The following is a 24184-nucleotide window of genomic DNA, read 5'->3' on the forward strand; positions in this document are numbered from 1 at the left end:
GAAGCAATTCTCCCCTTATTGTTATGCCTTGTTCTCCGTTTGATAAACATAAGCTAAAACTTCCGCTACTGCTTGATAAAACTGTTCATCTATTTCCTGACCGATTTCCACCCCACTGTATAAAGAGCGGGCTAAAAAGCGATTTTCTACTGTCTCAACGTGATTTGCTTTGGCCACTTCACGTATTTTCAAGGCAACATAATCAACACCTTTGGCAATAACGTATGGTGCACTGGCCTTTTCTTCATCATATTTTATCGCAACAGCATAATGGGTTGGGTTTGTAATGACAACGTCAGCTTTCGGCACTTCACTCATCATCCGCTGCATACTCATTTGTCTTCTTTTTTCTTTTAGCTTCGATTTGATGAGCGGGTCACCTTCCATGTTTTTATACTCATCTTTCATATCTTGTTTCGACATTTTAATATTTTTCTCATGGTCATATCGTTGATACATATAGTCTAAGATCGAGAGACAAAGTAGGGCGATTGATGCGGCTACCCCCATCATAATTGTGATTTGGCCGAAAAACCCGATAGAGTTTTCTATATCCTTTAAAGAAAGGAGCATCATTTCATCTTTGTTAAGCCATAAGATGGCGAATGTAATCGTCCCGATAATGGTAATTTTGAGCAGAGATTTCAGCAACTCTACTAAGGCTCTTACAGAAAAGATTTTCTTTGCACCCTTAATGGGGTCAATTTTATTTAAATTAAACTTTAATGGTTCAGTCGTAAATAAAAAGCCAATCTGTAATAAGTTCGAAGTAAGACCCGCGATAACAGCTACTAATAAAATAGGAGCCATCACCTTCGTAACTTCAATGGTAGTGTCTAAAAACATAGTAGCGACATTTTCTTCACTAATGTTCCAATGAATATACTCCGTAAAACTCTTCGTATAAATGGCAGAGAAAGATTGTTGTAAATACTTCCCCCAGAAGATAAATAAGAGGAACATCATAAATAATAAAATAGCTGTGTTTACGTCTTGACTTTTAGCCACTTGTCCTTTTTTACGTGAATCTTGTCTTTTTTTGGGAGTAGCTTTCTCAGTTTTTTCTTGTGAGAAAAATTGGAGATCCAATGAAAGGACCTTCATATTAAGCCCCTCCTATCAAAATCATTAAATCTCTCATAGCTTTTATCATCGTTTCAAACAATTGACGTACAAGAATAATATAAATCCCAAAAGAAACGAGAAGAACGGCAAAACTGACGAATATTTTTAACGGTAAACCTACAACGAACACGTTTAATTGCGGAACTGTCCTTGCGACAATACCTAATGCGACGTCAACTAAAAAGAGGCATCCTACAATTGGAATCGACATTTGAAAAGCGATTAGAAACATTAAACTGAACATTTTGATTAGAAATAACGGAATGGATCCTTCTTCAAAGGGAATCATTTGTTCCATCGGGATAAAATCATAACTATAAAAGATACCATCAAGTAACATATGGTGTGCGTCCACAGTAATTAGGAAAAGCAACGTAATCGTATATAAAAATTGACCAATTAACGGGCTTTGAGCACCTGTTTGTGGATCAATCACGTTAGCAATAGCAAACCCCATCTGAAAATCGATAAAACCACCAGCAATTTGGATTGCTGCTAAAATTAAATATGCAATGAATCCAATCATAATCCCGACCATCAGCTCTTTTAATAAAAGCATAAAATACTGTCCGTCAATGGCCATTACAGGAATTTGAACACTATAAAACATAATCCATGTTAAAAAGAAGATAAGACCCATTTTATGTCGTGCAGGGATACCTCGATATGAAAAGAGCGGGATCATAAGAAAAAACCCTGTCACTCTAGCAAATATGAGTAAAAAACCGGGTAATCTCAACAAATCAAATAGTTCCATATTGAACTACCCTATCACTGTATGCAAATTTTTTAAGATACCCATTGTATAATCGATCATTTTGACGAGCATCCATGGGCCAAAAAAGACTATCCCAACAAAAACCGCAATAATTTTCGGTATAAAGGCTAACGTTTGCTCTTGAATTTGCGTCGTCGCCTGAAAGATACTCACGAGCAGCCCTACCACGAGCGCTAAAATGAGGATAGGACCTGTCACTAACAAAAGGGTATAGACCCCTCTTTCCGCAAGAGATATAACAAAATCACTGTTCACTGTCCGAACCCCTTTCTGCTAGAAACTTTGTAATAATGAATGGGTAATTAAATACCAACCATCCACTAACACAAATAATAAGATTTTAAATGGTAGAGAAATCATTACAGGCGGTAACATCATCATTCCCATTGACATTAAAATACTGGCTACAGCCATATCAATAATTAAGAAGGGAACAAAAATCATAAAACCCATTTGAAACGCAGTTTTTAACTCACTAATGGCGAATGCAGGTATCAGTGTCGATAACGGAATGTCTTCGAGTGTTGCTGGTGCCTCTGCCCCCGCATAATCTAAAAATAAAGACAAATCCTTTTGCCGAGTATGTTGTGCCATAAATTCTTTTACAGGTAAACTTGCTCGGTCATACGCTTCATCAATCGTAATTTCCTCGTTAAATAACGGTTGTAGTGCTTGCTCATTTACTTCGTTAAAAGTAGGAGCCATTATAAAAAATGTTAAAAATAACGCTAATCCAATTAAGATTTGGTTAGGTGGCATTTGTTGTGTTGCCAAAGAAGTTCGCACAAAGGACAACACGATAATAATCCTTGTAAAACTAGTCATTAATATAAGAATACTTGGAGCTAATGCTAAGACCGTTAAAAGAAGTAATAGTCTAATAGAAGTAGAAAGCGTACCAGGATCCGTTTCGGAGAATAAGTTTACAAATTCATTCATGGACGTTGATCCTCTTTTCCATTTTTCGTTGTCTGATGAACGTTCGTTCTGTTATTTTGCATCGTAAACAATTCTTTTTCGAAGAGTTGTTTGAATTGAGGAGATTGATTGTTACTTGCCCCTTCTTCTTTTTGACGGAACTGCTGTATGAAGGATTGTACTGTTTTCCCCGATGATTGTGCTTGAGTCTTTTCTTGTAGTTCTTTCACCGTTTTGTCATCATCGATTTCCGTTAAGAGATTCACATTATCTCCAACCCCAACTGCATAAAAACGATCACCTATACGAACTACTTGTACAGACTTATTCGCACCTAACGAGACGCCTCCTAATGTTTCAATCCCTTGGACTTGCTGAAACATTTTATTTTTCTTCTGCAGGACCTTTGCTAACAAATATATTAAACCTAAAATGAGAGCTAGGAAAAAGAACATTTTTACAAATACAAGAAATAACGATCCTTCTTCTTGTGGTACTTGTACACTACCCCCATCACGGTCGCCTTCATCCTGTTCATTAGAGCCGTTTGGGTTGTCACTGTCTTGCTGTGAATTTTGAGTTTTCTTTATAAGATCTGCCACAGTGTCTGGCTCTGCATATACAGTAGACGAATCAACTGTAATATGAGCGAACAACAAAAGTGTTATGATCCATTTCCAAGTTTTCATTTTTTATTCACCACTTCTATTCTGTATAATCATTTCTGCTAGGAAACTGCTTTTTTCATTGCCTCTAACACACGCTCAGGTTGAAATGGTTTGACGATAAAGTCTTTAGCTCCTGATTGAATAGCTTCAATCACAATTGATTGTTGTCCCATTGCGGAACACATCACGACAGTGGCAGAAGGATCGATACTGCGGATTTCTTTTAACGCGGTTAAACCATCCTTCTCTGGCATCGTGATGTCTAATGTGACGACATCTGGGTTCAACTCTGTAAACATGTCAATTGCTTCGTTACCATCTTTCGCTTCCCCAACAACTTCGTATCCGTTGGTTACTAAAATATCTTTTATCATCTTACGCATAAATGCTGCGTCATCTACAATTAATACTCGTTCGTCCATTTTACCAATAGCCCCCTTAACATCACTTCAATTTTTGGATTCGTTCAGAGCGGCTAATAATGTCTGTTACACGAACACCAAAGTTTTCTTCAATAACAACTACTTCGCCCTTTGCAATCAGTTTATTATTTACATGGATGTCAACTGGCTCACCAGCTAGTTTGTCTAATTCTACGATCGAACCTGAACTTAATTCTAATATATCTTTTACCGTTTTTTGTGACCGTCCTAATTCTACGGAAACGTTCAAAGGAATGTCCAATAACATATCTAAATTTCGTGTGTTTTGTTGCTTTGAAGATACATCTTGAAAGTCAGGAAAAGAAGCTGTTTGTACAGAAGAGGATTGAGAAACCTGTTCCCCTATATGTTGTTCGGAGTATTTTGTTTCTGACATATTTGTTCCCCTCTTTTCTTCTTCGTACATGGTTTGGTCTGATGATGATTTATGGTCTTGCTCATTGTTTGCTAGCAATGTTTGTATATACTCTTTAGCAAAATGGATTGGTAACAATTGAATAATAGTAGAATCAATTAGTGAACCAATTTTTAGTTTGAAAGACACCGCAGCAAAGGTTTCCTCTTCTTCTAATACATCTAAACCTTGTCCACGCTCTACATCAATTTTATCAATTGAAGGCGTTGAAATATTAATCTTTCGATTTACCATAGTGGATATACTTGTAGCAGCTGTCCCCATCATCTGGTTCATTGCCTCTTGAAGAGCACTCAAGTGAATTTCACCTAAGTCTTCTTCCGGTGCCTCACCACTGCCACCTAACATTAAATCCGCAATAATTGCGGCAACATCACTCTTAATCACAAATAAATTAATACCAGAAAAGCCTTCCGTATAATTCACCCGGATTGCGACTTGCTCACTTTTGAAATGGCGTTTCAACGCTTCTTGCCCCATCACAGACACTTTCGGTGTTGTAATTTCTACCATTTCGCTCAGTAAAGTTGATAAAGTTGTAGCAGCATTATTAAAGGCAATATTCCCAACCTCACCTAATGTGTCCTGTTCCAAAGGTGACAAACTGTTTGCTACAGGGGGCTTACTAGATGGTGATTGTGCTGTTATTTCTTCTTCCTCATTCGTCGATAACAGTGCGTTAATCTCTTCTTGTGATAACATTTCGTCACGATTACTCATTATGATCTTCCCCCCTAATTTCATCAATCACTTGTACAGCTAATTTTTTATTCTTTCTTCCTAATTGCACATGAAACTTTTCTTGGTCATGAACATTTAATGTCATTGGTTGATCTATCCGTTGGTTGAGTTGAATGACATCATTTTCTTCGAGATGCAATAAATCTTCTATGGAGATAGTAGATTCACCAAGAATTGCTCGTACCTCAACTTTTGTACCCATTAAATGTTTAGACATTTTTTCATAGTCTTCTGGATTAGAAGAATTTGATTGATTTTGCATCCAATAATGAACGGATAGTTTCGATATTAATGGCTCTAATACCATGTGGGGAATACAAATGTTCATAACCCCACTCGTTTCTCCTATCGTTGTATTTAACGAAATCACAACAACTGTTTCGTTTGGAGAAACAAGTTGTAAAAATTGCTTATTTACTTCAAACTCTTCCAATACTGGATCAATATCAACTAATGACTCCCACGCTTCCCGTAAGCTTTCGATGATTCTACTAAATACTTTGGTCATCAGTTTCGTTTCAATTTCGGTTAAATTGTCTACCTTATTCAAACTAGAACCGACTCCTCCTAGTAAACGATCGAAGGTGGCATATGCAATATTCGGGTTGACTTCAAGTAAAATTCGGCCTTCTAAAGGAGGAATTGAATACACATTTAATAGTGTTTGTTTTGGGATCGAACGAATAAACTCTTCATAAGGAACTTGCTCTACAGAAGCAACTGTATTGCTGACATACGTTCTTAATTGGGAAGATAGATATGTTGTTAAAATACGAGCAAAGTTTTCGTGAATTCGTGTAATCCCTCGAATTTGATCCTTAGAGAAGCGAAGGGCCCGCTTAAAGTCGTACACTCTTACTTTCTTGTTAGATTCATTTTGTTCTTTTTGCAGTTCTTCGGCACTCATTTCCCCAGTAGATAAAGCGGATAAGAGGGCATCAATTTCATTTTGTGATAGGACATCTTCGGACAAAGAATTCACCTCCATAACGGCCTTTCCATCTATTGAAGTACTTTTTTCACTGTATATATATCTGTCACTTGTCCATCCTGTAAAAGTTTGTTTAACCTCTCTTTTACAGAAGCCTCTAATTCTGACAACCCTGAACGAAAGTCGTCTTCTGTTTTCACAGATAACTCTTTAATAATTTCCGTTTGGATTCGGAAATCTTTCTGCAATTTTTTCTTCGTCTTTGCATCGTCAGTCACAATACGAAATGAGATTCGCACAAAATTTCCGTCTTTAATGTCTGTTGTGATCTCAGATGTTTCAAAAGAATGATCAATGATGTCATCGACTGAGCGTTCACCGTCAGCACTAGCTTTCCCTTGGAAGTACATTAAGGTAAACAAAGTAACTGCTGCAACTACGGTTATCGTAACGAGGATGACAACCATTTTTTTTACACTAGCACTCATTTATCATTCTCTCCTTTCACTACTAGATTTGTTAAACCGATCTTTTGATAGAAATGCATCGCTTTTTTGTATACTTCTTCTTCTGAATCCTTTACAAAATATTTTTTGCCGTTCATTAATGTAATTGTTGTATCTGGCAATGTTTGAACCTTTTCAATATACATTGCATTAATAATGAATTTCTCTCCATTAAGGCGTGTCACTTCAATCATAGAATTATTAGGGTCGGTAAGCATACCGACCCCAACCCTCCCTTAACCAACATTATCGTTTTAAGTTTACAAGTTCTTGTAGAATCTCATCAGATGTTGTAATCGTTCTAGTATTGGCTTGGAATCCTCTTTGTGACGTAATCATTTCCGTAAATTCTTCTGCTAAATCAACGTTAGACATCTCTAAAGCTCCGGCATAAATAGAAGCAGAACCGTTACGACCTGGATATACTAAATCACCGAATCCGTTAAAATCACCATCGTCATCCGTGAAAACACCGGAGTTATTTGTTAAACGGTAAAGGTTTGAACCTGCTTTCTCTAAGCCTTCCGCATTTGAAAATGTTGCTAACATCACTTGCCCGGCAATTTTTGATTGACCATTGCTGTCTACCATGTTTACAGTACCATCCGGAGAAATACTAAACCCTTGTGCATCAACAGGAATACGTAAACGTGTCACTTCTTCATCCAAATCATTTAATGTATCCCCTGGTTGTATTTGGTTGTTGTCATCTAAGTTTGAACGACCAAGTAAATATTTACCGTCAGAAGTAACAACGTATCCTTCCTCATCTAAATAAAAATTACCTGCTCTCGTAAAATTGATTGCATCTTCATCTAAACTCATTACATCTTCTTCCGCGGGAGTTGTTGTTTTTTCTCCTACGACGAACATTCCATTACCACCTAGTGCTAAATCAAGAGAGCGGTTCGTAGTTTGTCTGCTTCCCTCTGTATGAATCGTGTCCACACTACCTAGTGTTGTGCCTAATCCAATTTGCTTCGCATTCCGGCCACCGAGCATCGCATTTCCAGCTTCGTCCCGCTGGGGAGCCTGTGCACCTTGAACCGTTTGACTTAATTGGTCTTGAAATGTTACCCGTCCCTTTTTGAAACCAAATGTATTAACATTGGCTATATTGTTGGAAACTGTATCTAACTTTGTTTGGAATCCTCTCATTCCAGAAATACCTGCGTACATTGAACGTAACATTATATTCATCCTTTCAAATTTGGGTTTTTATTAAGCTGCTTCAGTCGGTCAGCAGCATTTTCTTAAGGCTTCCATAAATGGTCCAGCCTACGTTCATTTCATTAATCATTAATTAAAATAGCTCCATTAATATTGGTAAAAAGTTGCTCGTCTGCTTCATTTCGATCCATTGCAGTAATCACAGTTTGATTTTTCGTATTGACAATGAGTGTAGCGTCATTTAACACCACTAAAGAGTCTTGTACACCTTTCTCTTTTGCAAGTCCCACTTTTTCTGTAATGTGTTTCCATTGAGTATCACTTATATGAATGTTCCGCTCTTGCAATCGAGTTTTTGCATGTTTGCTGATTTTCAACTCTGCTGATGCCTGGTTTAAATGTGATTGGAATGACTTATTAGCTTCACTCTTTTTATTTTGGTGTTTCGGTTTCATTTGTTGCAATGGATGATGCTGTAACTGGTGGATACGGTGGTCCATATCATCCCTTCTTTCTATGAACGGCATTATTCTTGTCGTTTTATTTCAATCATGTCTTCTGTACTAATTTTCTCACCGTTTTCCAGTAAAAGTTGAACTTGTCCATCCTTTGATGAAATAGCATCGACAAGACTCGTTTTATCCTCAGTATATACACCTTCACTGTTATATGTTTTATACGTCACAGATTTACCAATGAGATGGCTGTATTGAACTATCGGTGCATTTGTCTGGCTTTCTAGAAAACGATTCATCGTGCTTGAGATGTTCGTTAACTGTTCCAAGGATGAGAATGTAGCCATTTGCGAGATAAATTCTTTATCCTCCAACGGATTTAATGGATCTTGATTTTGTAATTGAGTCATTAAAATCTTCAAAAATTCATTTTTCCCTAGATCCGTTGTACGTGATGGTTCACGTTTTTGATTTGATAAATATAACGATGGATCGATTTTCGTCACGATTATCACCTACACTTTTATTTGGAATAAGACATCTTTAAATGATGAGCCTTCCTCTTCCTCTGTTCGATCGTCGTTAGTTGTTTCATGATCCTCCCTTGCCTCTTGATCATCTTGTTCATCTTGGTGGTCCTGTGCTGCTAGGGAAGAAGATTGATGTAATAATGGGTCTTGTTGCTTTTCGACTACTACTTGATGTGGAGAAAACATGTTTTTTAATTGAGTTAAACTACCTTCCAACAATTCTTTTGCACTTGAAGATGCAACAAGTATTTTTACCACAGTTTCATTGTTAATTTGGGTAAATTTTAACGTAACATCTCCTAAATGGTTCGGTTTTAACTTAATCGTTAATTGATTTTGAGAACGATTGAACTGGCTTGACTCCAATGCTTTCTGGATTTGCTCAAGTATAAATGACTGCTGCTTCACAGTTTCTCCCTTTTGAGGTAATACATCAAGGTTAATCTTTGACCCTAGCATTCCTTCTTGTCCATGAAACGCTATTTCTTTTCCATTTACTTGATTCGTAGTACTAACTTTCGTTTGTACCCATGTTCGTAAAGTGTCATTTGAAAACGTTGTTCTCTGATCTGCAAGCTTTGCCTTTATGTTTTCCATAATCTCTATCAACTGTTTAGATTGCCCTTGATTACTCGTTGGTTCACTTAAAACCCCAGATTGGGTAAGGTTCTTTACAATAGATTGTAGAATATTATCCATCTTCTTGTGTAAAGGGGAACCTTTCTCTTGTTTAACAACATGTTCATATAACCCTAAAAACGGGGCCACCATTTTTTGTAACGATTGTACCTCACTAGAGGCAAAATGCTGTTGGAGTTTACTCAATTGGCTACTATTCGCTTGCAAAGCGGTTTGCAACATTTGGTTTTTACCTAAATCTTGCAAAAAACTAATCAAGTTATGAACTAAGTGATTGACCAGCTCTTCTGGCAGTTCCCCTTCTGCACTTAAATCTTGCAATTGGTTTAGCTGTTCAAGTATTTGGTCAGCGTCACTACTCTCCGGCGAAAGATTCACAGCGGTCTGTTCTTCACTCAGTTGCTGTAACATCATTTGAAACGGGTTACGATTCGTTTTAGTTGAATTATGTTCCACTTTTTGTAATGCCTGTGAGGCCATCAGCGGGGGTGCTACTACACGTGTCAATTTTTTCACCTCCTTTCAAGTTACAGTCACTCATTCTAGTTTTCCTCTCCTTGAAAAAACGTTTGGATAATCGTAGCTGCTTTTTCAGAGTCCATAGCAGCTAATATTTCGCCCCGTTGTTTTGCTGACAGGTCAGTCATAATCAATAAAATATCCTGTTCTTTCATCTTCTCTAGAATGTTTGCTGCTTCCTCTGGCTCCATATCTTTAAAGGAGGTAGTGACCGTTTTTATCTTTTCTTCACGTTTTTGTTCAGTATGTTCTGTCTCATCTAGTTTTTGTGATAACATTTCTACTTCTTGCTGTAATGACTCTAGATCTTTTTTTTGTTGCCCATTTTCAAATTCTAATTGTTGGATATATTGATCCTTGTCCTTAATCGTTTGTTCAAGTTCTCGATGTTTTGCTTCTAACTCTTCAGCGTCTTCATCGAGAATAAAAGCGGACAAAAAAGGAACGTTTTTACCGAATGCTTTAGCGTGGCTCGTAATATCCACACCAATAACAGAAAGTACGACTAACATAAGGGTAATCGCAAACACTGTAGGGATGAATATAACAAAAATAAACGACTGAAGCTTATTTGGTTTTTCTTTCATTAAGACCACTTTCCTCATTTAGTATTAAACCGAATGAATTGCTGTACTGATATTTCATCTATCTGCTGATTTTCAGCGGTTTGTTCAAGTTGTTTCTTTTTTGAGACTTTGTTTTCTATCATTAATTCGTATTTTTTCATTTCTACATATTTATCTGTTAAAGATTGTTGTTTTATTTGCATATCCTGCCGAGCGTACTGAACGTCCTTTTGTAGTTTCGCTATTTTTTCTTCGAGTTGTTTCACATAATGTTGATAGGTTAATAGTTCATTAATCGGTATAGCGTGCTGGATTTGGTTGTCGACCTTTTCCTCCCACTCCTCTTTTTCTTTCAAAAGAGAATAGAGGTTTGTTGCAACCATCTCGAATTGTTCCAATGCATCCTGATAGATTTTGTGCGCTGTATCTTTTTCTGTCTCATGAACACTATGGAGTTTCTCTAAAACTTCAATTTTATCCATTATGCTTCACCGCCCCGGGCTAACGAAATGATATGTTGAACCGTTTCATCGCTCGTTAAGAACTCATTTCGGTTTTGTTTTAAAAACTTAATAATTTTAGGATAATATTGGATTGCCTCATCCACTTCCCTTGATGTTCCTTTTTTGTATGCCCCTATCTGGATTAACTCACGATTTTCTTCGTACGTTGATAATAATGAGCGAATCCGTTCAGCCGCACTAATATGTTCTGGAGAACTAATGTTGTTCATAACACGGCTGACAGATTTCAACACATTTATGGCTGGGTACTGTCCTTGTTCTGCAAGATAGCGATCAAGAACGAAGTGGCCATCCAAGATTCCTCTAACTGTATCCGAAATCGGTTCATTCAAGTCGTCACCATCAACTAAGACTGTATAGAAGGCCGTAATTGAACCTTTATCATTTGTTCCTGTCCGTTCAAGTAATTTCGGTAACGTTGCAAATACACTAGGTGTATACCCTTTCGTTGTAGGAGGTTCACCTGATGCTAAACCTACCTCTCTTTGCGCCATGGCGACTCGTGTTACAGAGTCCATCATTAAGTTCACGTTGTAACCTAAGTCACGAAAATATTCACTTATTGCCGTTGCTGTATAGGCTCCCTTAATTCGCTGAAGTGCAGGCTGATCGGAAGTTGCCACTACAACGATTGATTTTTTCAATCCTTCTTCCCCTAACTCATGTTCGATAAATTCCCTAACTTCTCTCCCACGTTCTCCAATTAGCGCGATTACATTTAAGTCTGCATCACTATTTCGAGCAATCATTCCCATTAACGTACTTTTGCCGACCCCGCTACCTGCAAATATCCCGACACGCTGTCCTTTTCCTACGGCCAGAAGGGAATCGATAGCCTTAATCCCTAACGATACTTGTTCACGGATAGGTGGTCGTTTTAACGGATTTGGAGGGTGTTGTTCCGTTAGGACAGATGCTAATCCCCGTGGTAACATCATGGTGTCGTCAAGAGGATGACCTAGTCCATCTAATACCTTACCGATTAAGCTTTTTCCTACTTTCACCGTCAATGGTCGATGTTTCGTTTCCACTAGACACCCTGGACCGATACTTTTAACATCGGTGTATGGCATTAACAAGACATTGTTATGATGGAAGCCTACCACTTCGGCTAATATTGGTTGTTCATCCTGGTCATGATGATAAATGTAACAAACATCCCCGATACTTGCCTTTGGACCTGTTGATTCGATGAGTAATCCGATAATACGACTAATTTTGCCATACGTTTTTACCGTATCAATATTGTCCATTCGTGATTGTACATGTTGTAAAATCACAGCTTGGCCTCCTCTACCAATTCACCCAATTTCTTTTTTAGTTCTGTTAACTGTGTATCCACACTGGCATCTACTTTGCCTAAAGGTGTTTCAATTACACAACTGGATTCCTCTACTAAATCGACAATGGGGTAAATAGCAAATGATGCATTACTCTCTACGATGTTCTTCAACTCTGTTTCATGACTTAACACATGTTCATATTGGGTTGGGTGAACATATAAAGAAATATTCGGATGGTCTTTAACACACTTTATTGCAGCCTTCACAATGTGTAAAAAAGCCTCTTCATTACGTTCAATAGTCGAATGAACAATTTTTTCAGCTACTTGTATTCCAAGGTTTAAAATCGTCTCTTCACTTGATTCAACCGTGGTCATAGCTTCCTTTTTTGCCATGTTAACAATAGAGTTTGCCTCATCAATTTTGCTGCGATAATGAGCTAAAGCCTCTTCTTTTCCTGCCTTATATCCTTCCGTGTATCCTAACTCTTGCGCTTCTTGCTTAAGTTGCTCTTGTTCACGTTCCCAATGTCTCTTTTCTGCAGCTATCTGTTCATTTGCTTTAGCGATAAGTTGCTCTGCCTGCTCCTTGGCATTCTCAACAATAGATTGAGCTTCTGCTAATTTTTTATCTACATCTGCTTCGGTGTTTGTTGTTGTCTCTAATTTTTCTTCCTGATGGAAAGTTGTAATGGGCTTTACTTTCATGATTTTTTCATATTGATTTCCAACACCAGATTTAAATACGTTAGACAATAATATCGTCACCTCCACCACGAGCAATGACAATTTCTCCAACTTCCTCTAGACGACGAATTGCAGCAACAACACGCCCTTGGGCTTCCTCCACATCACGTAGTCGAACAGGACCTAAATATTCCATTTCATCCTTGAATGTATCAGCCATACGCTTCGACATATTTTGGAAAATAACATCTTTGACTTCTTCGCTTACCACTTTCAAGGAGAGTAGTAAATCTTCATTCTCCACTTCTCGAATAACTCGCTGAATTGCGCGGTTATCAAGTGTAACAATATCTTCAAACACAAACATTCTCTTTTTAATTTCTTCAGCCAATTCTGGGTCTTCCATTTCTAGCTGTTCCAATATTGTCTTCTCTGTTGCACGATCCACACCATTTAAAACTTGAACTACTGTTTCTACTCCACCAGTTTGAGAGTAGTCTTGTGTAACGGTTGCGGAAAGTTTCTTTTCCAGAAAGTTCTCTACTTCATTAATCACTTCTGGTGATGTAGAATCCATTACTGCAATCCGCTTAGCAATATCCGCCTGCTTTTCACCAGGTAATTGAGATAAAATTTCCGCAGATTGCTCTGAATCTAAATAAGACAATATAAGTGCAATAGTTTGAGGATGCTCGTTTTGAATAAAGTTCAAAATTTGTGCAGGCTCGGCCCGTTTGGCAAAGTCAAAAGGCCTTACTTGTAGATTAGATGTTAGACGATTGATTAAATGGTTTGCGTCGTTTTCACCTAATGCTTTTTCTAAAATGGACTTTGCGTAGCCTATACCACCTTGGGTAATATAGTCTTTCGCCTGGAGAATTTGATAAAATTGATCCAATACACTTTCCTTCTGTTTTGCATTTACTCTTCTAACTGATGAAATTTCTAACGTTAATTGCTCAATTTCTTCTTCTGTAAGATGTTTATATACTTGGGCGGAAACATCAGGTCCTAAAGAAATGAGGAGAATGGCAGCTTTCTGCTTACCAGTCAGTTCCTCGTATTGTTTCGACATCATGTACCCCCCCTACTCTTCCGTAATCCATGAACGTAATAATTTTGCAAATTCTTCAGGATCTTCTTTTGCCATATTTTCTAGTTTTCTACGTTTTATCGTTTCTTCATCTTCTTCTATCGGTTCATCAAATTCAACTACGTCTGAGCTAGCTTGTTGACGATCTCTAATATCTTCTACCGCTCGCTCGTCTTTACGTTTTCTAAACAAGAGGCCGAGAAGAACGATTAAGCCAAGAATAAGTGCTCCACCTGCAACATACACCCATGTCGGTATAACAGGAGTGGGTGATGTTGGGATAGTTGGTTTCTCTTGAAACTCTTGGAAAACGACAGAGAATTTTTCTTGCGGATTAACAGCACCGTAATCTTTCGCTATCGTCGTACTTACGACAGAGTTCAAAATGGAGGAAATACTTTCTTGTACCATTTGCTGCTCTTGCGCCGATAAATATTCAGGTTCACCGTTTTCCGTTTGACCTTTTGTATTATCAACGGCTACTTGAATACCTAAATCACGAATTTTATAAGGACTTTCAACTACATTACGATGAATTCGGTTAAATTCATTGTTTATCGTTTCTTTCATCATCTCGTATTCGGTATAGCCATTTCCTTCGGTATTGGCTTCGTAACCTGGGATATCGCCCTCTCCCGTACCTACAATTCCATCGGGTGGATTTTCTCCAGTGTATGTTTCTGTTATACGTTCAACACTGACTGGTAATCCTTCCATCGTTTCTAAGTTAACTGGCTCAACAATCTCTTCTAACCGGTCTTCTTGCGTAAAATCAATGTCTGTTGTAACTGAAACAACAACTTTCTCTCCACCAATCATAGTGCCGAGCAACCGTTGAACTCGTCTTTGAATATCCTTCTCAATATTTTGCTTAATTTCATGTTGTTGCGTGTAGGCATTGCCAACGTCATAATTATTTTCATTTTTTAAGTCAAAATACTCAAAGTATTGATTCATAATGACGATATTATCTGTAGAAAGGTTTGGAACTGATTTGGAAACTAAATGATATAAACCTTGTATTTGGCCAGTCTGCAACTGGTAACCTGGTTCTGTATGAATAACGATTGACGCCGACGTTTCACCAGAAGCCTGTCCAACGAAGACAGATTGCTCTGGTTTATTAATCATGACGCTCGCTTGTTGGATGCCGTTAATGCTAGAAATTAGTTTTGATAATTCCGTTTGTAATGCAGCAACTTCTAATATTTCCCGATCTTTATCTGTCATCCCCCATGAAGCATTTTCACTGAAAAATGAATAATCGATTTGTCCGTTATTTGGCAAGCCTTGGGCCGCCAAATCAACGAGCAAACCGTCTGCTTGTTCCTTAGGGACATTTATCGTTGTTCCACCATTTCCTACTTCATACGGAATTCCTCTATTATCCAGTTCGGCTTTAATCTGCCCTGTTTCTTGAAGTGATAGATTCGTATATAACGGCACCATATTTGACTTGCCGGCAAATATACTCAGACCTGCCACCGTAATAAATAGTAAGACAAAGGCAGAAATAAACAATGTTCGTTGAGCAAGCGTCCTACTTATCCAAAAATCTTTTATTCTGTTCATATAAGACTGCGCTTTTTCTACCATAATTGCCCCCGATATTTTCTCTCTCTCTATTTCTTTTCATTATTGTAGAGTTTTTTTCTATTACACTTGCATTCTCATCATTTCTTTATAAGCATCAATCGCTTTACTTTGGACTTCTACTGTTGTCCGTAGTAAGACACCCGCCTTTTGTGATGTAATCATGACATCATGGAGGTCCAGTGTCTCTCCTTTAGCTAAAGCTATTGTTTTTTGGTCTGATATATTTTGTGCTTCATTTACTTTTGACAGTGCGTCTTTTAATGTATTAGCAAACTTTTGTTGGGCTTGAAAAGGTGTCGCTTTTGTAGTTTGGTTATATTGGAGTTGCGGATTTTGCATTTTTATTTGATTAATATTTGTCATTTTTCCTCACCTCTATTTCCCAATTTCAAGAGCTTTCATCAACATTGACTTTGACGCGTTAACAGCTGTAACGTTCGCTTCATATGATCGTGTTGCACTCATCAAGTCAACCATCTCCTTTAACGGATCAACGTTAGGCATTTGTACATACCCTTGTTCGTTTGCGTCAGGATGGTTTGGGTTGTATACCATTTTAAATGGTGTGCGATCTTCTCGAATTGCCGAAACGCGAACACCGCTTCCCTCTGATGAAGTTTTATTCCCTTTTACCATTGCGTTGTTTAAATGTGATCGAAATGGTTGTTCACGCTGTTCAAAGGCTACCATCTTTCGACGGTATGGTTCCCATTCACCATTTTCATTAACTCGAGCTCTCGTTGTATCAGCATTGGCTAAGTTAGAGGAGACAACATCCATTCGTAACCGTTGTGCAGTTAAAGCACTTGCACTAGTATTCATTGCATGAAATATACTCATCTCTACTTACCTCCGTTAATAACTGTTTCAATGCTTCTAAACTTTCCATTCAATCGATCTACTAAAGCATCATAATAGATTTGATTCTTGGCTAATTCAGTCATTTCTTTATCAATATCAACATTATTACCATTATGATTATAATTCGAATTACGTTGTTCTTGCACGTGAATATTACCGGTATTTATGGAAGAGAATGGCAAATGCCGTTCATGCGTCCGCTTCGCAGTTATCGTAGATGACTGCGCTTGCGATAAAACATCCTTAAATACGACATTTTTCGCTTTGTAGTTCGGTGTATCCACATTGGCAATATTGTTCGCAATTGTTTTGTTTTTTAAGGAAGCATAGTTCAAAGAATGTTGCAGTACATCAAACGTATGGTTAAAAAGTGGTGCCATAAATTTATCCCCTTTCCTTATAGCATTCATTTATGTTTTGACGTCATTTTATGTTGGTTTATGTCGCTTTATAGATTATCGCATAAAATCACCATTTAATAAAATAGGTAGAGTCATAATCCCGTAAATTCGAATAAAAAGACACAGACAACCAATAGGAAAAAAGACCTATAAAAATACCTAAAAAACCCCTGCAGGAAATTCCACAGGGGCTAATGTCTTATATCATTATTTTATTGATTATTTAATTTGCGTAACTCCACAAGGAATTTATCATTTAACACCTTAATATACGTACCCTTCATCCCTAGTGAACGGGACTCAATTACGCCTGCACTTTCGAGCTTACGAAGTGCGTTTACAATAACAGATCGTGTAATGCCTACACGGTCAGCAATTTTACTAGCTACGAGTAAGCCTTCGTTCCCATCAAGCTCTTCGAATATATGTTCAATTGCTTCTAATTCACTATAAGAAAGGGAGCTAATCGCCATTTGAACAACCGCTTTACTACGGGCTTCTTCCTCAATCTCCTCTGCCTTTTGATGAAGAATTTCCATACCAACTACAGTTGCACCGTATTCGGCTAGTAACAAATCATCGTTGTTAAAGCTTTCTTTTAACCTGCTTAAAATTAGTGTTCCTAAACGCTCTCCACCGCCAATGATTGGTACAATCGTTGTAAGACCCTTTTCAAACAAGTCACGATTTTCGACTGGAAAGGCTGTATATTCACTATCTATATCAAGGTTTGCAGTCGTTTCTTTTACATTAAAAAGTTTTTGCGTATATTCTTCTGGGAATTGACGTTCCTCTAACATACGTTTCATTCTTTCGTTTTCAATCTCCTGTTTAATGGCGAAACCTAATAACTTACCTCTACGACTTAAAATGAATGTGTTGGCACTAATTACGTCCCGTAAAGTACCGGACATATCGTTAAAGTTTACTGATTTCCCTGTTGTTTTTTGTAACATTGAATTAATTGCTCTTGCTCTCTCTAATAACTCCATGTTCATCCTCCTAATCTTTCCTACAAAATGTACTGGGACAAATCCTTATCCTTAAGAATCGTAGATAGCTTTTCATCAACGTATTCTTTCGTAATTTGGATATTGCCCATATGAATGTCTGGTGCTTCGAAAGACAAATCTTCTAATAGTTTTTCTAAAATTGTGTGTAACCTTCTCGCACCGATATTATCTGTTTCTTGATTCACTTCAAAGGCGATTTCAGCTATCCTACGAATAGCATTGTCAGAAAATTCAACACTTATACCTTCAGTTTGCAGTAATGCCATATATTGTTTAATTAACGCATTAGAAGGTTCTGTTAAAATATTGATAAAATCATCTACCGTAAGCTTTTGAAGCTCTACTCTCGTAGGAAAACGGCCTTGAAGCTCCGGAATTAAGTCAGATGGTTTTGCCATATGAAATGCACCTGCAGCAATAAATAATATGTGATCCGTCTTTACAGGTCCGTACTTTGTCACGATTGTAGATCCCTCAATAATTGGTAGAATATCCCGCTGTACTCCCTCACGAGATACATTGGCTTGGTCATTGCTCTTTCCAGCGATCTTATCAATTTCATCAATAAAAATCATACCAGTTTGTTCCGCTTTCTCTATTGCTTCTTGTGTTACTTCATCCATATCAATTAATTTTTGGGCTTCATCATGGATTAACACTTTTCTCGCTTCACGGACAGGCATTCTTCGCTTCTTTTTCTTTTTAGGCATAAACTGGCCTAACGCATCTTGCATATTCATCCCCATTTGTTCCATACCAGAACCTTGAAGCATATCGAACATCGTACTTTGTTGTTCTTCAACTTCTATGGATACCATTCGATCTTCTAATTCACCTAATGCCAATTGGTGCTCAATTTGTCTCCGTTTTTGTGCAATGTCATCTTTCTGCTCTTCCTCTTGTGTTTGGTCATCCGTTTGTTGCCCGGAAAAAAACATTTCAAAAGGATTTTGCATACCTTTATCTTTTTTCTTTTCAGGGACTAGCAGTTTCACTAGTCGTTTATTTGCAAGCTCTTCAGCTTTTGATTTCACTTCACTCATTTTATCTTCTTTCACAATTCTAACCGACGTCTCCACTAAGTCACGTACCATTGACTCTACATCCCGGCCAACGTAACCAACCTCAGTGAATTTTGTTGCTTCCACTTTCACAAATGGTGCTCCGACGAGCTTTGCAAGTCTTCTTGCAATCTCCGTCTTTCCTACACCAGTTGGTCCGATCATTAATATATTTTTGGGTACGATTTCGTCACGTAATTTATCCTCTAATTTCATTCGACGGAATCGGTTACGCAGTGCAATCGCCACTGCTTTTTTTGCTTCATTTTGACCAATGATATATTGATCAAGCTTCTCAACAATTTGACGCGGGGTAAGGTGAGTCCCCATGATTGACCACCCTCCTTAATGATTAAAGCACTTCTAACACAATTTGATCATTCGTGTAGACACAAATTTCACCGGCCACTTCCAATGCTGCCTGTGCGATTTCTTTTGCAGATTTATCGGGAGCATACCGTTTTAATGCTCTACCAGCACTTAAGGCATAGTGACCACCGGAACCGATTGCTAAAATATCATCGTCCGGTTCAATTACCTCACCTGTTCCAGATACTAGAAACATATGCTCCTTATTCATAACAATTAACATCGCCTCTAGCTTACGTAACACTTTATCACTGCGCCATTCTTTCGCTAGTTCAACAGATGACCTCGGTAAGTTGCCATTATATTTTTCTAAATAACTTTCAAACTTTTCAAACAATGTGAAGGCATCTGCAACGGAACCTGCAAAACCAGCTAGTACTTTTCCGTTAAACAACTTACGTACCTTCTTCGCTTTATGTTTCATAACAACTGCATTGCCTAATGTAACTTGCCCGTCCCCACTCATTGCACATTCACCTTCATGTCGGACGGCAAAAATAGTAGTGGCGTGAAAACCGTTTGACATAGTCTTCCACCTCTTTCTTTTCTTTGTTATGCACGGGGATGTGACCGTTTATATATCTTACGCAAATGATCTTTTGTCACATGTGTATAAATTTGCGTCGAGGATAAATGTTCATGGCCTAATAATTCCTGCACAGATCGTAAATCTGCTCCTTCATTCAACATATGTGTTGCAAAAGTATGTCGAATTTTATGCGGATGAACATGAACTGTTAAGGATGCCTTTTTTACCATGTCATTTAAAACCGTACGGATTCCTCTCGGTGTAATTGGTCGCCCTCGTGCATTGAGAAACATTTTCGTTGAGCTTTGGTTACCTTTGGCCAATAATTTAGGGCGTCCATCTGTCATGTAACGTTCTAAAGCTTCATGTGCATACTTCCCAAACGGAACATATCTTTCCTTTTTTCCTTTACCCATTACAAGGACGGTTTCAATCGTAAAGTCAAAGCTATGTAGTTCCAGTGCTGTGCATTCACTCACACGAATGCCTGTTCCATATAATAGTTCTAGTATTGCCTGATTGCGTTGACCTAACGGTGTGGTAAGATCACTCACCGTAAATAACTTTTCCATTTCCTTTTCGTAAAGGAAATCTGGAAGAGGATGATCCGCTTTTGGTAGGGATACACTTAAAAACGGATTAGCCTCAACAATATGTTCTCTTTCTAAAAAACGAAAGAATGTTCGCAAACTGGAAATTTTTCGAGACACACTTCGTCTAGAATATCGTTGTTCATATAGGTCCGTTAAATAAACACGGATAACTGGATAAGATATATCCTGTATGCCTTGTAATCCTTCTTTTTCACAAAACAAAAAAAAGGTATCAATATCTTGTTGGTAATATTGAATCGTATATGGTGAGGCGTTTTTCTCAAATTGTAAATATTCAACAAATGCCTCACAGTGATTGCTATAACCGAACATTCTCTCACCTCACATAAAGCGTATAAATCTTAACATACTTCTAACGCTTTACGCAACGAATTTGACTAAATTGTAACAAAATTCTGAATAGTGTCCAGGAAAGCTTACGTCAACTGCTTTTATTGTGTGTCAAGTATATTACCTTTAACCATTTCGATATTATAGCTTGATTAAAAGGTAGTGTCAAATAAATCATACTTTTCAAAAAAAGAAAACGCCTTGCTTAAGACAAGACGTTTTCCTCCTATTGCTGTGCATCTTCTTTATAATCACAATTCACACATTGCACTTGAGTACCTTTTTTTCGTTTCTTTTCAACTAATAACCCTTTACACTTTGGACATGGGCGTTCAATAGGTTTATCCCATGAAACAAACTCACATTCCGGGAAGCGGTCACAACCGTAAAACGTTCTTCGTTTTTTCGATTTCCGTTCTACAATATTTCCTTCCTTGCAATTCGGGCATTTCACTCCGATTTCTTTTAATATTGGTTTTGTATTGCGACACTCGGGAAAGTTCGAGCAAGCAAGGAACTTTCCGTATCGGCCCATTTTATATACCATTTCATGGCCGCATTTCTCACAATCTTCACCAGCTGGTTCATCTTTAATTTCTATTTTTTCCATTTCTTTTTCTGCTTTTTCAAGTCGTGGTTCAAAACCTTGATAAAAGCTATCAATAATTTTAACCCATTTGTTCTTTCCTTCTTCTATACTATCTAAATCTGTTTCCATTTTAGCTGTAAAGTTAACATCGATAATTTCCGGAAAATATTCAGACATGATATCGGTCACAATTTCCCCAAGTTCTGTAGGTACGAAGCGCCGATTGTCTAACGCTACGTATCCTCTCCGTTGAATGGTATCCAAGGTAGGGGCGAATGTTGACGGGCGCCCAATCCCTAATTCTTCCAACGTCTTGACTAACCTTGCTTCCGTATAGCGAGGAGGCGGTTGAGTAAAGTGTTGATTAGGGTTTATTTTTTTCGCTTTTACCTTTGTGCCTTCCTCTAAAGGTGGGAGCAGTTTATCTTCTTCCTTCTTATTATCATCGTTTCCTTCGATATACACTTTCATAAAACCTTTAAACTTTACTTGAGAACCTGTTGCCCGAAACTCAACCTCATTGTTCACGAGGTGTGCTGTAACAGTATCTAAAATCGCTGGAGCCATTTGACTCGCAACGAAGCGCTCCCAAATGAGTTTGTAAAGTCTCAATTGATCTCTTGATAGTACTCCCTTTAATGACTTTGGGTCACGGAAGACGGAAGTTGGGCGAATAGCTTCGTGAGCATCTTGCGCCCCTTCTGTTTGCTTCTTTTTGCCTTTTCCAGCACTAAGAAACTCTTTGCCATAGGACTGCTCAATATAATTTGTTGCTTCCGTTTTCGCAGTATCAGAAACTCTCGTAGAATCGGTACGCATATACGTGATTAGACCAACTGTACCTTCCTTTTTCCCCAGGTCGATTCCTTCATATAACTGCTGTGCAACCATCATCGTTTTCTTAGCCCGGAAATTCAACTTTCGAGCTGCTTCCTGTTGTAAGGATGACGTCGTAAATGGAGCTGATGGGTTTCGCCTGCGCTCCCGCTTATTCACCTTTGCTACGTTAAACTCATCACCTTTTAATTGATTTAAAACGTTGTCGACATCTTTTTTCGATTGAAGCTTTTCCTTTTTACCTTTTAACCCGTAAAAAGCACCTTGAAAAGTGTCCTTACCCTTCAGAAAGTCTGCTTCAATTGTCCAATATTCCTCTGGTTTAAAGTTTTGGATTTCTTTTTCACGGTCTAAAACCAATCGAAGAGCTACTGATTGTACACGACCAGCACTAAGTCCTTTTTTTACTTTTTTCCATAAAATCGGACTAATGTTATAACCGACAAGGCGATCCAGAATTCGTCGAGCTTGCTGTGCATCAACTAAATTCATATTGATGTTACGCGGATGCTTAAAGGACTCCTTCACAGCATCTTTTGTAATTTCATTAAATACAACTCGACATTTTGATTTTTCATCAATATCAAGACTGTGGGCTAAGTGCCAAGCAATGGCTTCTCCCTCTCTATCAGGGTCGGCCGCTAAGTATACTTTCTTTGCTTTTTTTGCTTCCTTTTTTAATTCCTTAAGCACAGGGCCTTTACCGCGTATCGTAATATACTTCGGCTGAAAATTGTTATCAACATCAACCCCAGTTTGACTTCTAGGTAAGTCACGAACGTGACCCATTGATGCTTTCACTTTATACTTTTTTCCTAAATATCGTTCAATTGTTTTTGCTTTTGCAGGTGATTCTACAATTACTAAATAATCTGCCATATTCATCCTCCTAAGAGGGTATTCATTTTTTTAATGCGTTTTCGTACATAATTACTTATGATAAATCTTCCCTATTATTGAATACTTTTTATGAATTTGTCAAACAGTTTTCTTAAAAAGAATCGTAATCCTTAACAAATTGACAGCCATTTTCACCTATATCCCAACGATATTTTTCATTCTCCCAATATTCCAACAATTGTCTAGGATCATCAACTAAATTGGCTCCTTCTTGAATTAATTGATGACAGCCGCGGGAGTATTCAGAGAAAATAGAATCGGGGACAGCAAAAAGGTCCCGGCCCTGTTCTAATGCACATTCAGCCGTTATAAACGTTCCACTTTTTTCTTTTGCTTCAACAATTAACGTTCCAAACGAAAGTCCACTCACAATTCGATTGCGCTCTGGAAATTGCCATCGTTTTGGGGGTGTATCAGGAGGGTATTCAGAAAGCAATAAGTGGTTTTTCCCAATCTCTCGAAATAAACCCTCATGTTGTCTTGGGTATATGTAGTGAAAACCGTGACCTAACACGGCAATTGTCTTTCCATTATATTTCATTGTAACTTGGTGTGCATACGAATCCATACCTTGAGCCAATCCACTCACAATCGTCCAACCGTGTTGGGCTAGGGGTCTTACAAAATGTTCGACCTTTTTCAACCCTTGTTTAGAAGGGTGTCGAGTACCTACGATAGAAAAATGAGGGGTTCTCTTTAAAAGTTGAGCATCCCCTTTTAGATAAAGGAGAACTGGTGGATCGGGAATTTCTTTTAATAAGGTAGGATATATCGGATTTCTAAACGTAATAACACCATAATTATTTATATCTTTTTCCACCTGTTTTCGGATGTGATGGTTATGAATTCCGTTATGAATTACCGACGCGTTTACCTTTGGTAAATGAAATAGTTGTTGTAAATCCTCAACGGAGAATTGATAGATATTTGATAAATTAGGATCAAGTTTTAGCCATGTTCTTATCATCTTACGACCTACTCCTTGAATGCGGTGCAGATGACAGATCCGAATGTCTGTTTCCAACACCATCCTAAATTACACCTCCTAATATAGATAACAGCCCCCGAGTCATTACACGGGAGCTGTTACTCAA

Annotated in this window: 29 protein-coding genes; all 29 read right to left on the reverse strand. The window is 37.9% G+C overall.

Translation table 11 applies throughout. From position 1 onward, the window contains the following. Nucleotides 1-21 precede the first annotated feature (21 nt). Complete coding sequence (flhB, locus tag NLW78_RS06615; RefSeq protein ID WP_254496262.1) at nt 22-1104, reverse strand: flagellar biosynthesis protein FlhB; 1083 nt, start codon at nt 1102-1104, stop codon at nt 22-24. A 1-nt stretch (nt 1105) separates the two neighbouring features. Beyond that, entirely contained in the window at nt 1106-1882 is a 777-nt protein-coding gene (fliR, locus tag NLW78_RS06620; protein WP_254496264.1) for a flagellar biosynthetic protein FliR, read from the reverse strand. Nucleotides 1883-1888: 6 nt separating this feature from the next. Then, a complete protein-coding gene (fliQ, locus tag NLW78_RS06625) occupies nt 1889-2158 on the reverse strand; it encodes a flagellar biosynthesis protein FliQ (protein ID WP_254496266.1) in 270 nt (89 codons plus the stop codon). Between the two features lie 18 nt (nt 2159-2176). Further along, entirely contained in the window at nt 2177-2842 is a 666-nt protein-coding gene (gene fliP, locus NLW78_RS06630) for a flagellar type III secretion system pore protein FliP (protein WP_254496267.1), read from the reverse strand. Then, nucleotides 2839-3510 carry a flagellar biosynthetic protein FliO gene (gene fliO / locus NLW78_RS06635; protein ID WP_254496268.1) on the reverse strand — a complete coding sequence of 224 codons (672 nt, stop codon included), beginning with the start codon at nt 3508-3510 and terminating at the stop codon, nt 2839-2841. Before fliO ends, fliP begins: the two co-directional genes overlap by 4 nt. Before the next feature lie 38 nt (nt 3511-3548). After that, nucleotides 3549-3911, reverse strand: coding sequence for a response regulator (locus NLW78_RS06640; RefSeq protein ID WP_254496269.1), 363 nt, complete (start codon nt 3909-3911; stop codon nt 3549-3551). Nucleotides 3912-3933: 22 nt separating this feature from the next. Further along, nucleotides 3934-5067, reverse strand: a complete 1134-nt coding sequence (gene fliY, locus NLW78_RS06645; RefSeq protein ID WP_254496271.1) for a flagellar motor switch phosphatase FliY — start codon at nt 5065-5067, stop codon at nt 3934-3936. Beyond that, complete coding sequence (gene fliM, locus NLW78_RS06650; RefSeq protein WP_254496272.1) at nt 5060-6061, reverse strand: flagellar motor switch protein FliM; 1002 nt, start codon at nt 6059-6061, stop codon at nt 5060-5062. Before fliM ends, fliY begins: the two co-directional genes overlap by 8 nt. Nucleotides 6062-6090: 29 nt before the next feature. After that, nucleotides 6091-6507 (reverse strand): flagellar basal body-associated FliL family protein, encoded by a 417-nt coding sequence (locus NLW78_RS06655; protein WP_254496273.1) that lies wholly within the window; start codon nt 6505-6507, stop codon nt 6091-6093. After that, on the reverse strand, nt 6504-6743 hold the full coding sequence (locus NLW78_RS06660; RefSeq protein ID WP_437181952.1) for a flagellar FlbD family protein: 240 nt from the start codon (nt 6741-6743) through the stop codon (nt 6504-6506). The genes NLW78_RS06655 and NLW78_RS06660 overlap by 4 nt, the downstream gene beginning before the upstream one ends. A 28-nt stretch (nt 6744-6771) precedes the next feature. Continuing rightward, complete coding sequence (flgG, locus tag NLW78_RS06665; RefSeq protein WP_254496274.1) at nt 6772-7716, reverse strand: flagellar basal body rod protein FlgG; 945 nt, start codon at nt 7714-7716, stop codon at nt 6772-6774. Between the two features lie 101 nt (nt 7717-7817). Next, on the reverse strand, nt 7818-8195 hold the full coding sequence (locus NLW78_RS06670) for a TIGR02530 family flagellar biosynthesis protein (RefSeq protein WP_254496275.1): 378 nt from the start codon (nt 8193-8195) through the stop codon (nt 7818-7820). 26 nt (nt 8196-8221) lie between these two features. Beyond that, the gene (gene flgD, locus NLW78_RS06675) at nt 8222-8656 is read right to left on the reverse strand and encodes a flagellar hook assembly protein FlgD (RefSeq protein ID WP_254496276.1); all 435 of its coding nucleotides are present in this window, start codon (nt 8654-8656) and stop codon (nt 8222-8224) included. A gap of 9 nt (nt 8657-8665) precedes the next feature. Next, complete coding sequence (locus NLW78_RS06680) at nt 8666-9826, reverse strand: flagellar hook-length control protein FliK (protein WP_254496277.1); 1161 nt, start codon at nt 9824-9826, stop codon at nt 8666-8668. 35 nt (nt 9827-9861) lie between these two features. Next, nucleotides 9862-10425 (reverse strand): MotE family protein, encoded by a 564-nt coding sequence (locus tag NLW78_RS06685; protein WP_254496278.1) that lies wholly within the window; start codon nt 10423-10425, stop codon nt 9862-9864. A gap of 14 nt (nt 10426-10439) precedes the next feature. Next, complete coding sequence (gene fliJ, locus NLW78_RS06690; RefSeq protein WP_254496279.1) at nt 10440-10886, reverse strand: flagellar export protein FliJ; 447 nt, start codon at nt 10884-10886, stop codon at nt 10440-10442. Further along, nucleotides 10886-12208: a flagellar protein export ATPase FliI gene (gene fliI, locus NLW78_RS06695; protein WP_367617659.1), complete on the reverse strand. Its 1323-nt coding sequence runs from the start codon at nt 12206-12208 to the stop codon at nt 10886-10888. The genes fliJ and fliI overlap by 1 nt, the downstream gene beginning before the upstream one ends. Next, nucleotides 12205-12966, reverse strand: coding sequence for a flagellar assembly protein FliH (gene fliH, locus NLW78_RS06700; protein WP_254496280.1), 762 nt, complete (start codon nt 12964-12966; stop codon nt 12205-12207). Before fliH ends, fliI begins: the two co-directional genes overlap by 4 nt. Next, entirely contained in the window at nt 12959-13972 is a 1014-nt protein-coding gene (gene fliG, locus NLW78_RS06705; protein WP_254496282.1) for a flagellar motor switch protein FliG, read from the reverse strand. The genes fliH and fliG overlap by 8 nt, the downstream gene beginning before the upstream one ends. A 12-nt stretch (nt 13973-13984) precedes the next feature. Continuing rightward, nucleotides 13985-15586 carry a flagellar basal-body MS-ring/collar protein FliF gene (gene fliF / locus NLW78_RS06710; RefSeq protein WP_254496283.1) on the reverse strand — a complete coding sequence of 534 codons (1602 nt, stop codon included), beginning with the start codon at nt 15584-15586 and terminating at the stop codon, nt 13985-13987. Nucleotides 15587-15646: 60 nt separating this feature from the next. Then, entirely contained in the window at nt 15647-15949 is a 303-nt protein-coding gene (gene fliE, locus NLW78_RS06715) for a flagellar hook-basal body complex protein FliE (protein ID WP_254496284.1), read from the reverse strand. A gap of 12 nt (nt 15950-15961) precedes the next feature. Next, a complete protein-coding gene (flgC, locus tag NLW78_RS06720; protein WP_254496285.1) occupies nt 15962-16426 on the reverse strand; it encodes a flagellar basal body rod protein FlgC in 465 nt (154 codons plus the stop codon). A 2-nt stretch (nt 16427-16428) separates the two neighbouring features. Further along, nucleotides 16429-16827: a flagellar basal body rod protein FlgB gene (gene flgB, locus NLW78_RS06725; protein ID WP_254496286.1), complete on the reverse strand. Its 399-nt coding sequence runs from the start codon at nt 16825-16827 to the stop codon at nt 16429-16431. A gap of 233 nt (nt 16828-17060) precedes the next feature. Then, entirely contained in the window at nt 17061-17840 is a 780-nt protein-coding gene (codY, locus tag NLW78_RS06730; protein WP_254496287.1) for a GTP-sensing pleiotropic transcriptional regulator CodY, read from the reverse strand. Nucleotides 17841-17860: 20 nt separating this feature from the next. Beyond that, complete coding sequence (gene hslU / locus NLW78_RS06735) at nt 17861-19252, reverse strand: ATP-dependent protease ATPase subunit HslU (protein WP_254496288.1); 1392 nt, start codon at nt 19250-19252, stop codon at nt 17861-17863. A 22-nt stretch (nt 19253-19274) separates the two neighbouring features. Then, a complete protein-coding gene (hslV, locus tag NLW78_RS06740; RefSeq protein WP_254496289.1) occupies nt 19275-19817 on the reverse strand; it encodes an ATP-dependent protease subunit HslV in 543 nt (180 codons plus the stop codon). A 26-nt stretch (nt 19818-19843) separates the two neighbouring features. Further along, nucleotides 19844-20746 carry a tyrosine recombinase XerC gene (gene xerC, locus NLW78_RS06745; protein WP_254496291.1) on the reverse strand — a complete coding sequence of 301 codons (903 nt, stop codon included), beginning with the start codon at nt 20744-20746 and terminating at the stop codon, nt 19844-19846. 244 nt (nt 20747-20990) lie between these two features. Continuing rightward, entirely contained in the window at nt 20991-23069 is a 2079-nt protein-coding gene (gene topA / locus NLW78_RS06750) for a type I DNA topoisomerase (RefSeq protein WP_254496292.1), read from the reverse strand. 112 nt (nt 23070-23181) lie between these two features. Beyond that, nucleotides 23182-24120, reverse strand: coding sequence for a DNA-processing protein DprA (dprA, locus tag NLW78_RS06755; protein WP_254496293.1), 939 nt, complete (start codon nt 24118-24120; stop codon nt 23182-23184). Between the last annotated feature and the right edge of the window lie 64 nt (nt 24121-24184).

This window comes from Salirhabdus salicampi (assembly GCF_024259515.1).
Taxonomy (GTDB): domain Bacteria; phylum Bacillota; class Bacilli; order Bacillales; family Alkalibacillaceae; genus Salirhabdus_A; species Salirhabdus_A salicampi.

What these genes read in the sequence shown, in the direction of transcription:
- flhB (WP_254496262.1), bottom strand. Translation starts at nt 1,104, where the DNA reads ATGAAGGTCCTTTCATTGGATCTCCAATTTTTCTCACAAGAAAAAACT.
- fliR (WP_254496264.1), bottom strand. Translation starts at nt 1,882, where the DNA reads ATGGAACTATTTGATTTGTTGAGATTACCCGGTTTTTTACTCATATTT.
- fliP (WP_254496267.1), bottom strand. Translation starts at nt 2,842, where the DNA reads ATGAATGAATTTGTAAACTTATTCTCCGAAACGGATCCTGGTACGCTT.
- fliO (WP_254496268.1), bottom strand. Translation starts at nt 3,510, where the DNA reads ATGAAAACTTGGAAATGGATCATAACACTTTTGTTGTTCGCTCATATT.
- NLW78_RS06640 (WP_254496269.1), bottom strand. Translation starts at nt 3,911, where the DNA reads ATGGACGAACGAGTATTAATTGTAGATGACGCAGCATTTATGCGTAAG.
- fliY (WP_254496271.1), bottom strand. Translation starts at nt 5,067, where the DNA reads ATGAGTAATCGTGACGAAATGTTATCACAAGAAGAGATTAACGCACTG.
- NLW78_RS06655 (WP_254496273.1), bottom strand. Translation starts at nt 6,507, where the DNA reads ATGAGTGCTAGTGTAAAAAAAATGGTTGTCATCCTCGTTACGATAACC.
- NLW78_RS06660 (WP_437181952.1), bottom strand. Translation starts at nt 6,743, where the DNA reads ATGCTTACCGACCCTAATAATTCTATGATTGAAGTGACACGCCTTAAT.
- flgG (WP_254496274.1), bottom strand. Translation starts at nt 7,716, where the DNA reads ATGTTACGTTCAATGTACGCAGGTATTTCTGGAATGAGAGGATTCCAA.
- NLW78_RS06670 (WP_254496275.1), bottom strand. Translation starts at nt 8,195, where the DNA reads ATGGACCACCGTATCCACCAGTTACAGCATCATCCATTGCAACAAATG.
- NLW78_RS06685 (WP_254496278.1), bottom strand. Translation starts at nt 10,425, where the DNA reads ATGAAAGAAAAACCAAATAAGCTTCAGTCGTTTATTTTTGTTATATTC.
- fliJ (WP_254496279.1), bottom strand. Translation starts at nt 10,886, where the DNA reads ATGGATAAAATTGAAGTTTTAGAGAAACTCCATAGTGTTCATGAGACA.
- fliG (WP_254496282.1), bottom strand. Translation starts at nt 13,972, where the DNA reads ATGTCGAAACAATACGAGGAACTGACTGGTAAGCAGAAAGCTGCCATT.
- fliF (WP_254496283.1), bottom strand. Translation starts at nt 15,586, where the DNA reads ATGGTAGAAAAAGCGCAGTCTTATATGAACAGAATAAAAGATTTTTGG.
- fliE (WP_254496284.1), bottom strand. Translation starts at nt 15,949, where the DNA reads ATGACAAATATTAATCAAATAAAAATGCAAAATCCGCAACTCCAATAT.
- flgC (WP_254496285.1), bottom strand. Translation starts at nt 16,426, where the DNA reads ATGAGTATATTTCATGCAATGAATACTAGTGCAAGTGCTTTAACTGCA.
- flgB (WP_254496286.1), bottom strand. Translation starts at nt 16,827, where the DNA reads ATGGCACCACTTTTTAACCATACGTTTGATGTACTGCAACATTCTTTG.
- codY (WP_254496287.1), bottom strand. Translation starts at nt 17,840, where the DNA reads ATGGAGTTATTAGAGAGAGCAAGAGCAATTAATTCAATGTTACAAAAA.
- hslU (WP_254496288.1), bottom strand. Translation starts at nt 19,252, where the DNA reads ATGGGGACTCACCTTACCCCGCGTCAAATTGTTGAGAAGCTTGATCAA.
- hslV (WP_254496289.1), bottom strand. Translation starts at nt 19,817, where the DNA reads ATGTCAAACGGTTTTCACGCCACTACTATTTTTGCCGTCCGACATGAA.
- xerC (WP_254496291.1), bottom strand. Translation starts at nt 20,746, where the DNA reads ATGTTCGGTTATAGCAATCACTGTGAGGCATTTGTTGAATATTTACAA.
- topA (WP_254496292.1), bottom strand. Translation starts at nt 23,069, where the DNA reads ATGGCAGATTATTTAGTAATTGTAGAATCACCTGCAAAAGCAAAAACA.
- dprA (WP_254496293.1), bottom strand. Translation starts at nt 24,120, where the DNA reads ATGGTGTTGGAAACAGACATTCGGATCTGTCATCTGCACCGCATTCAA.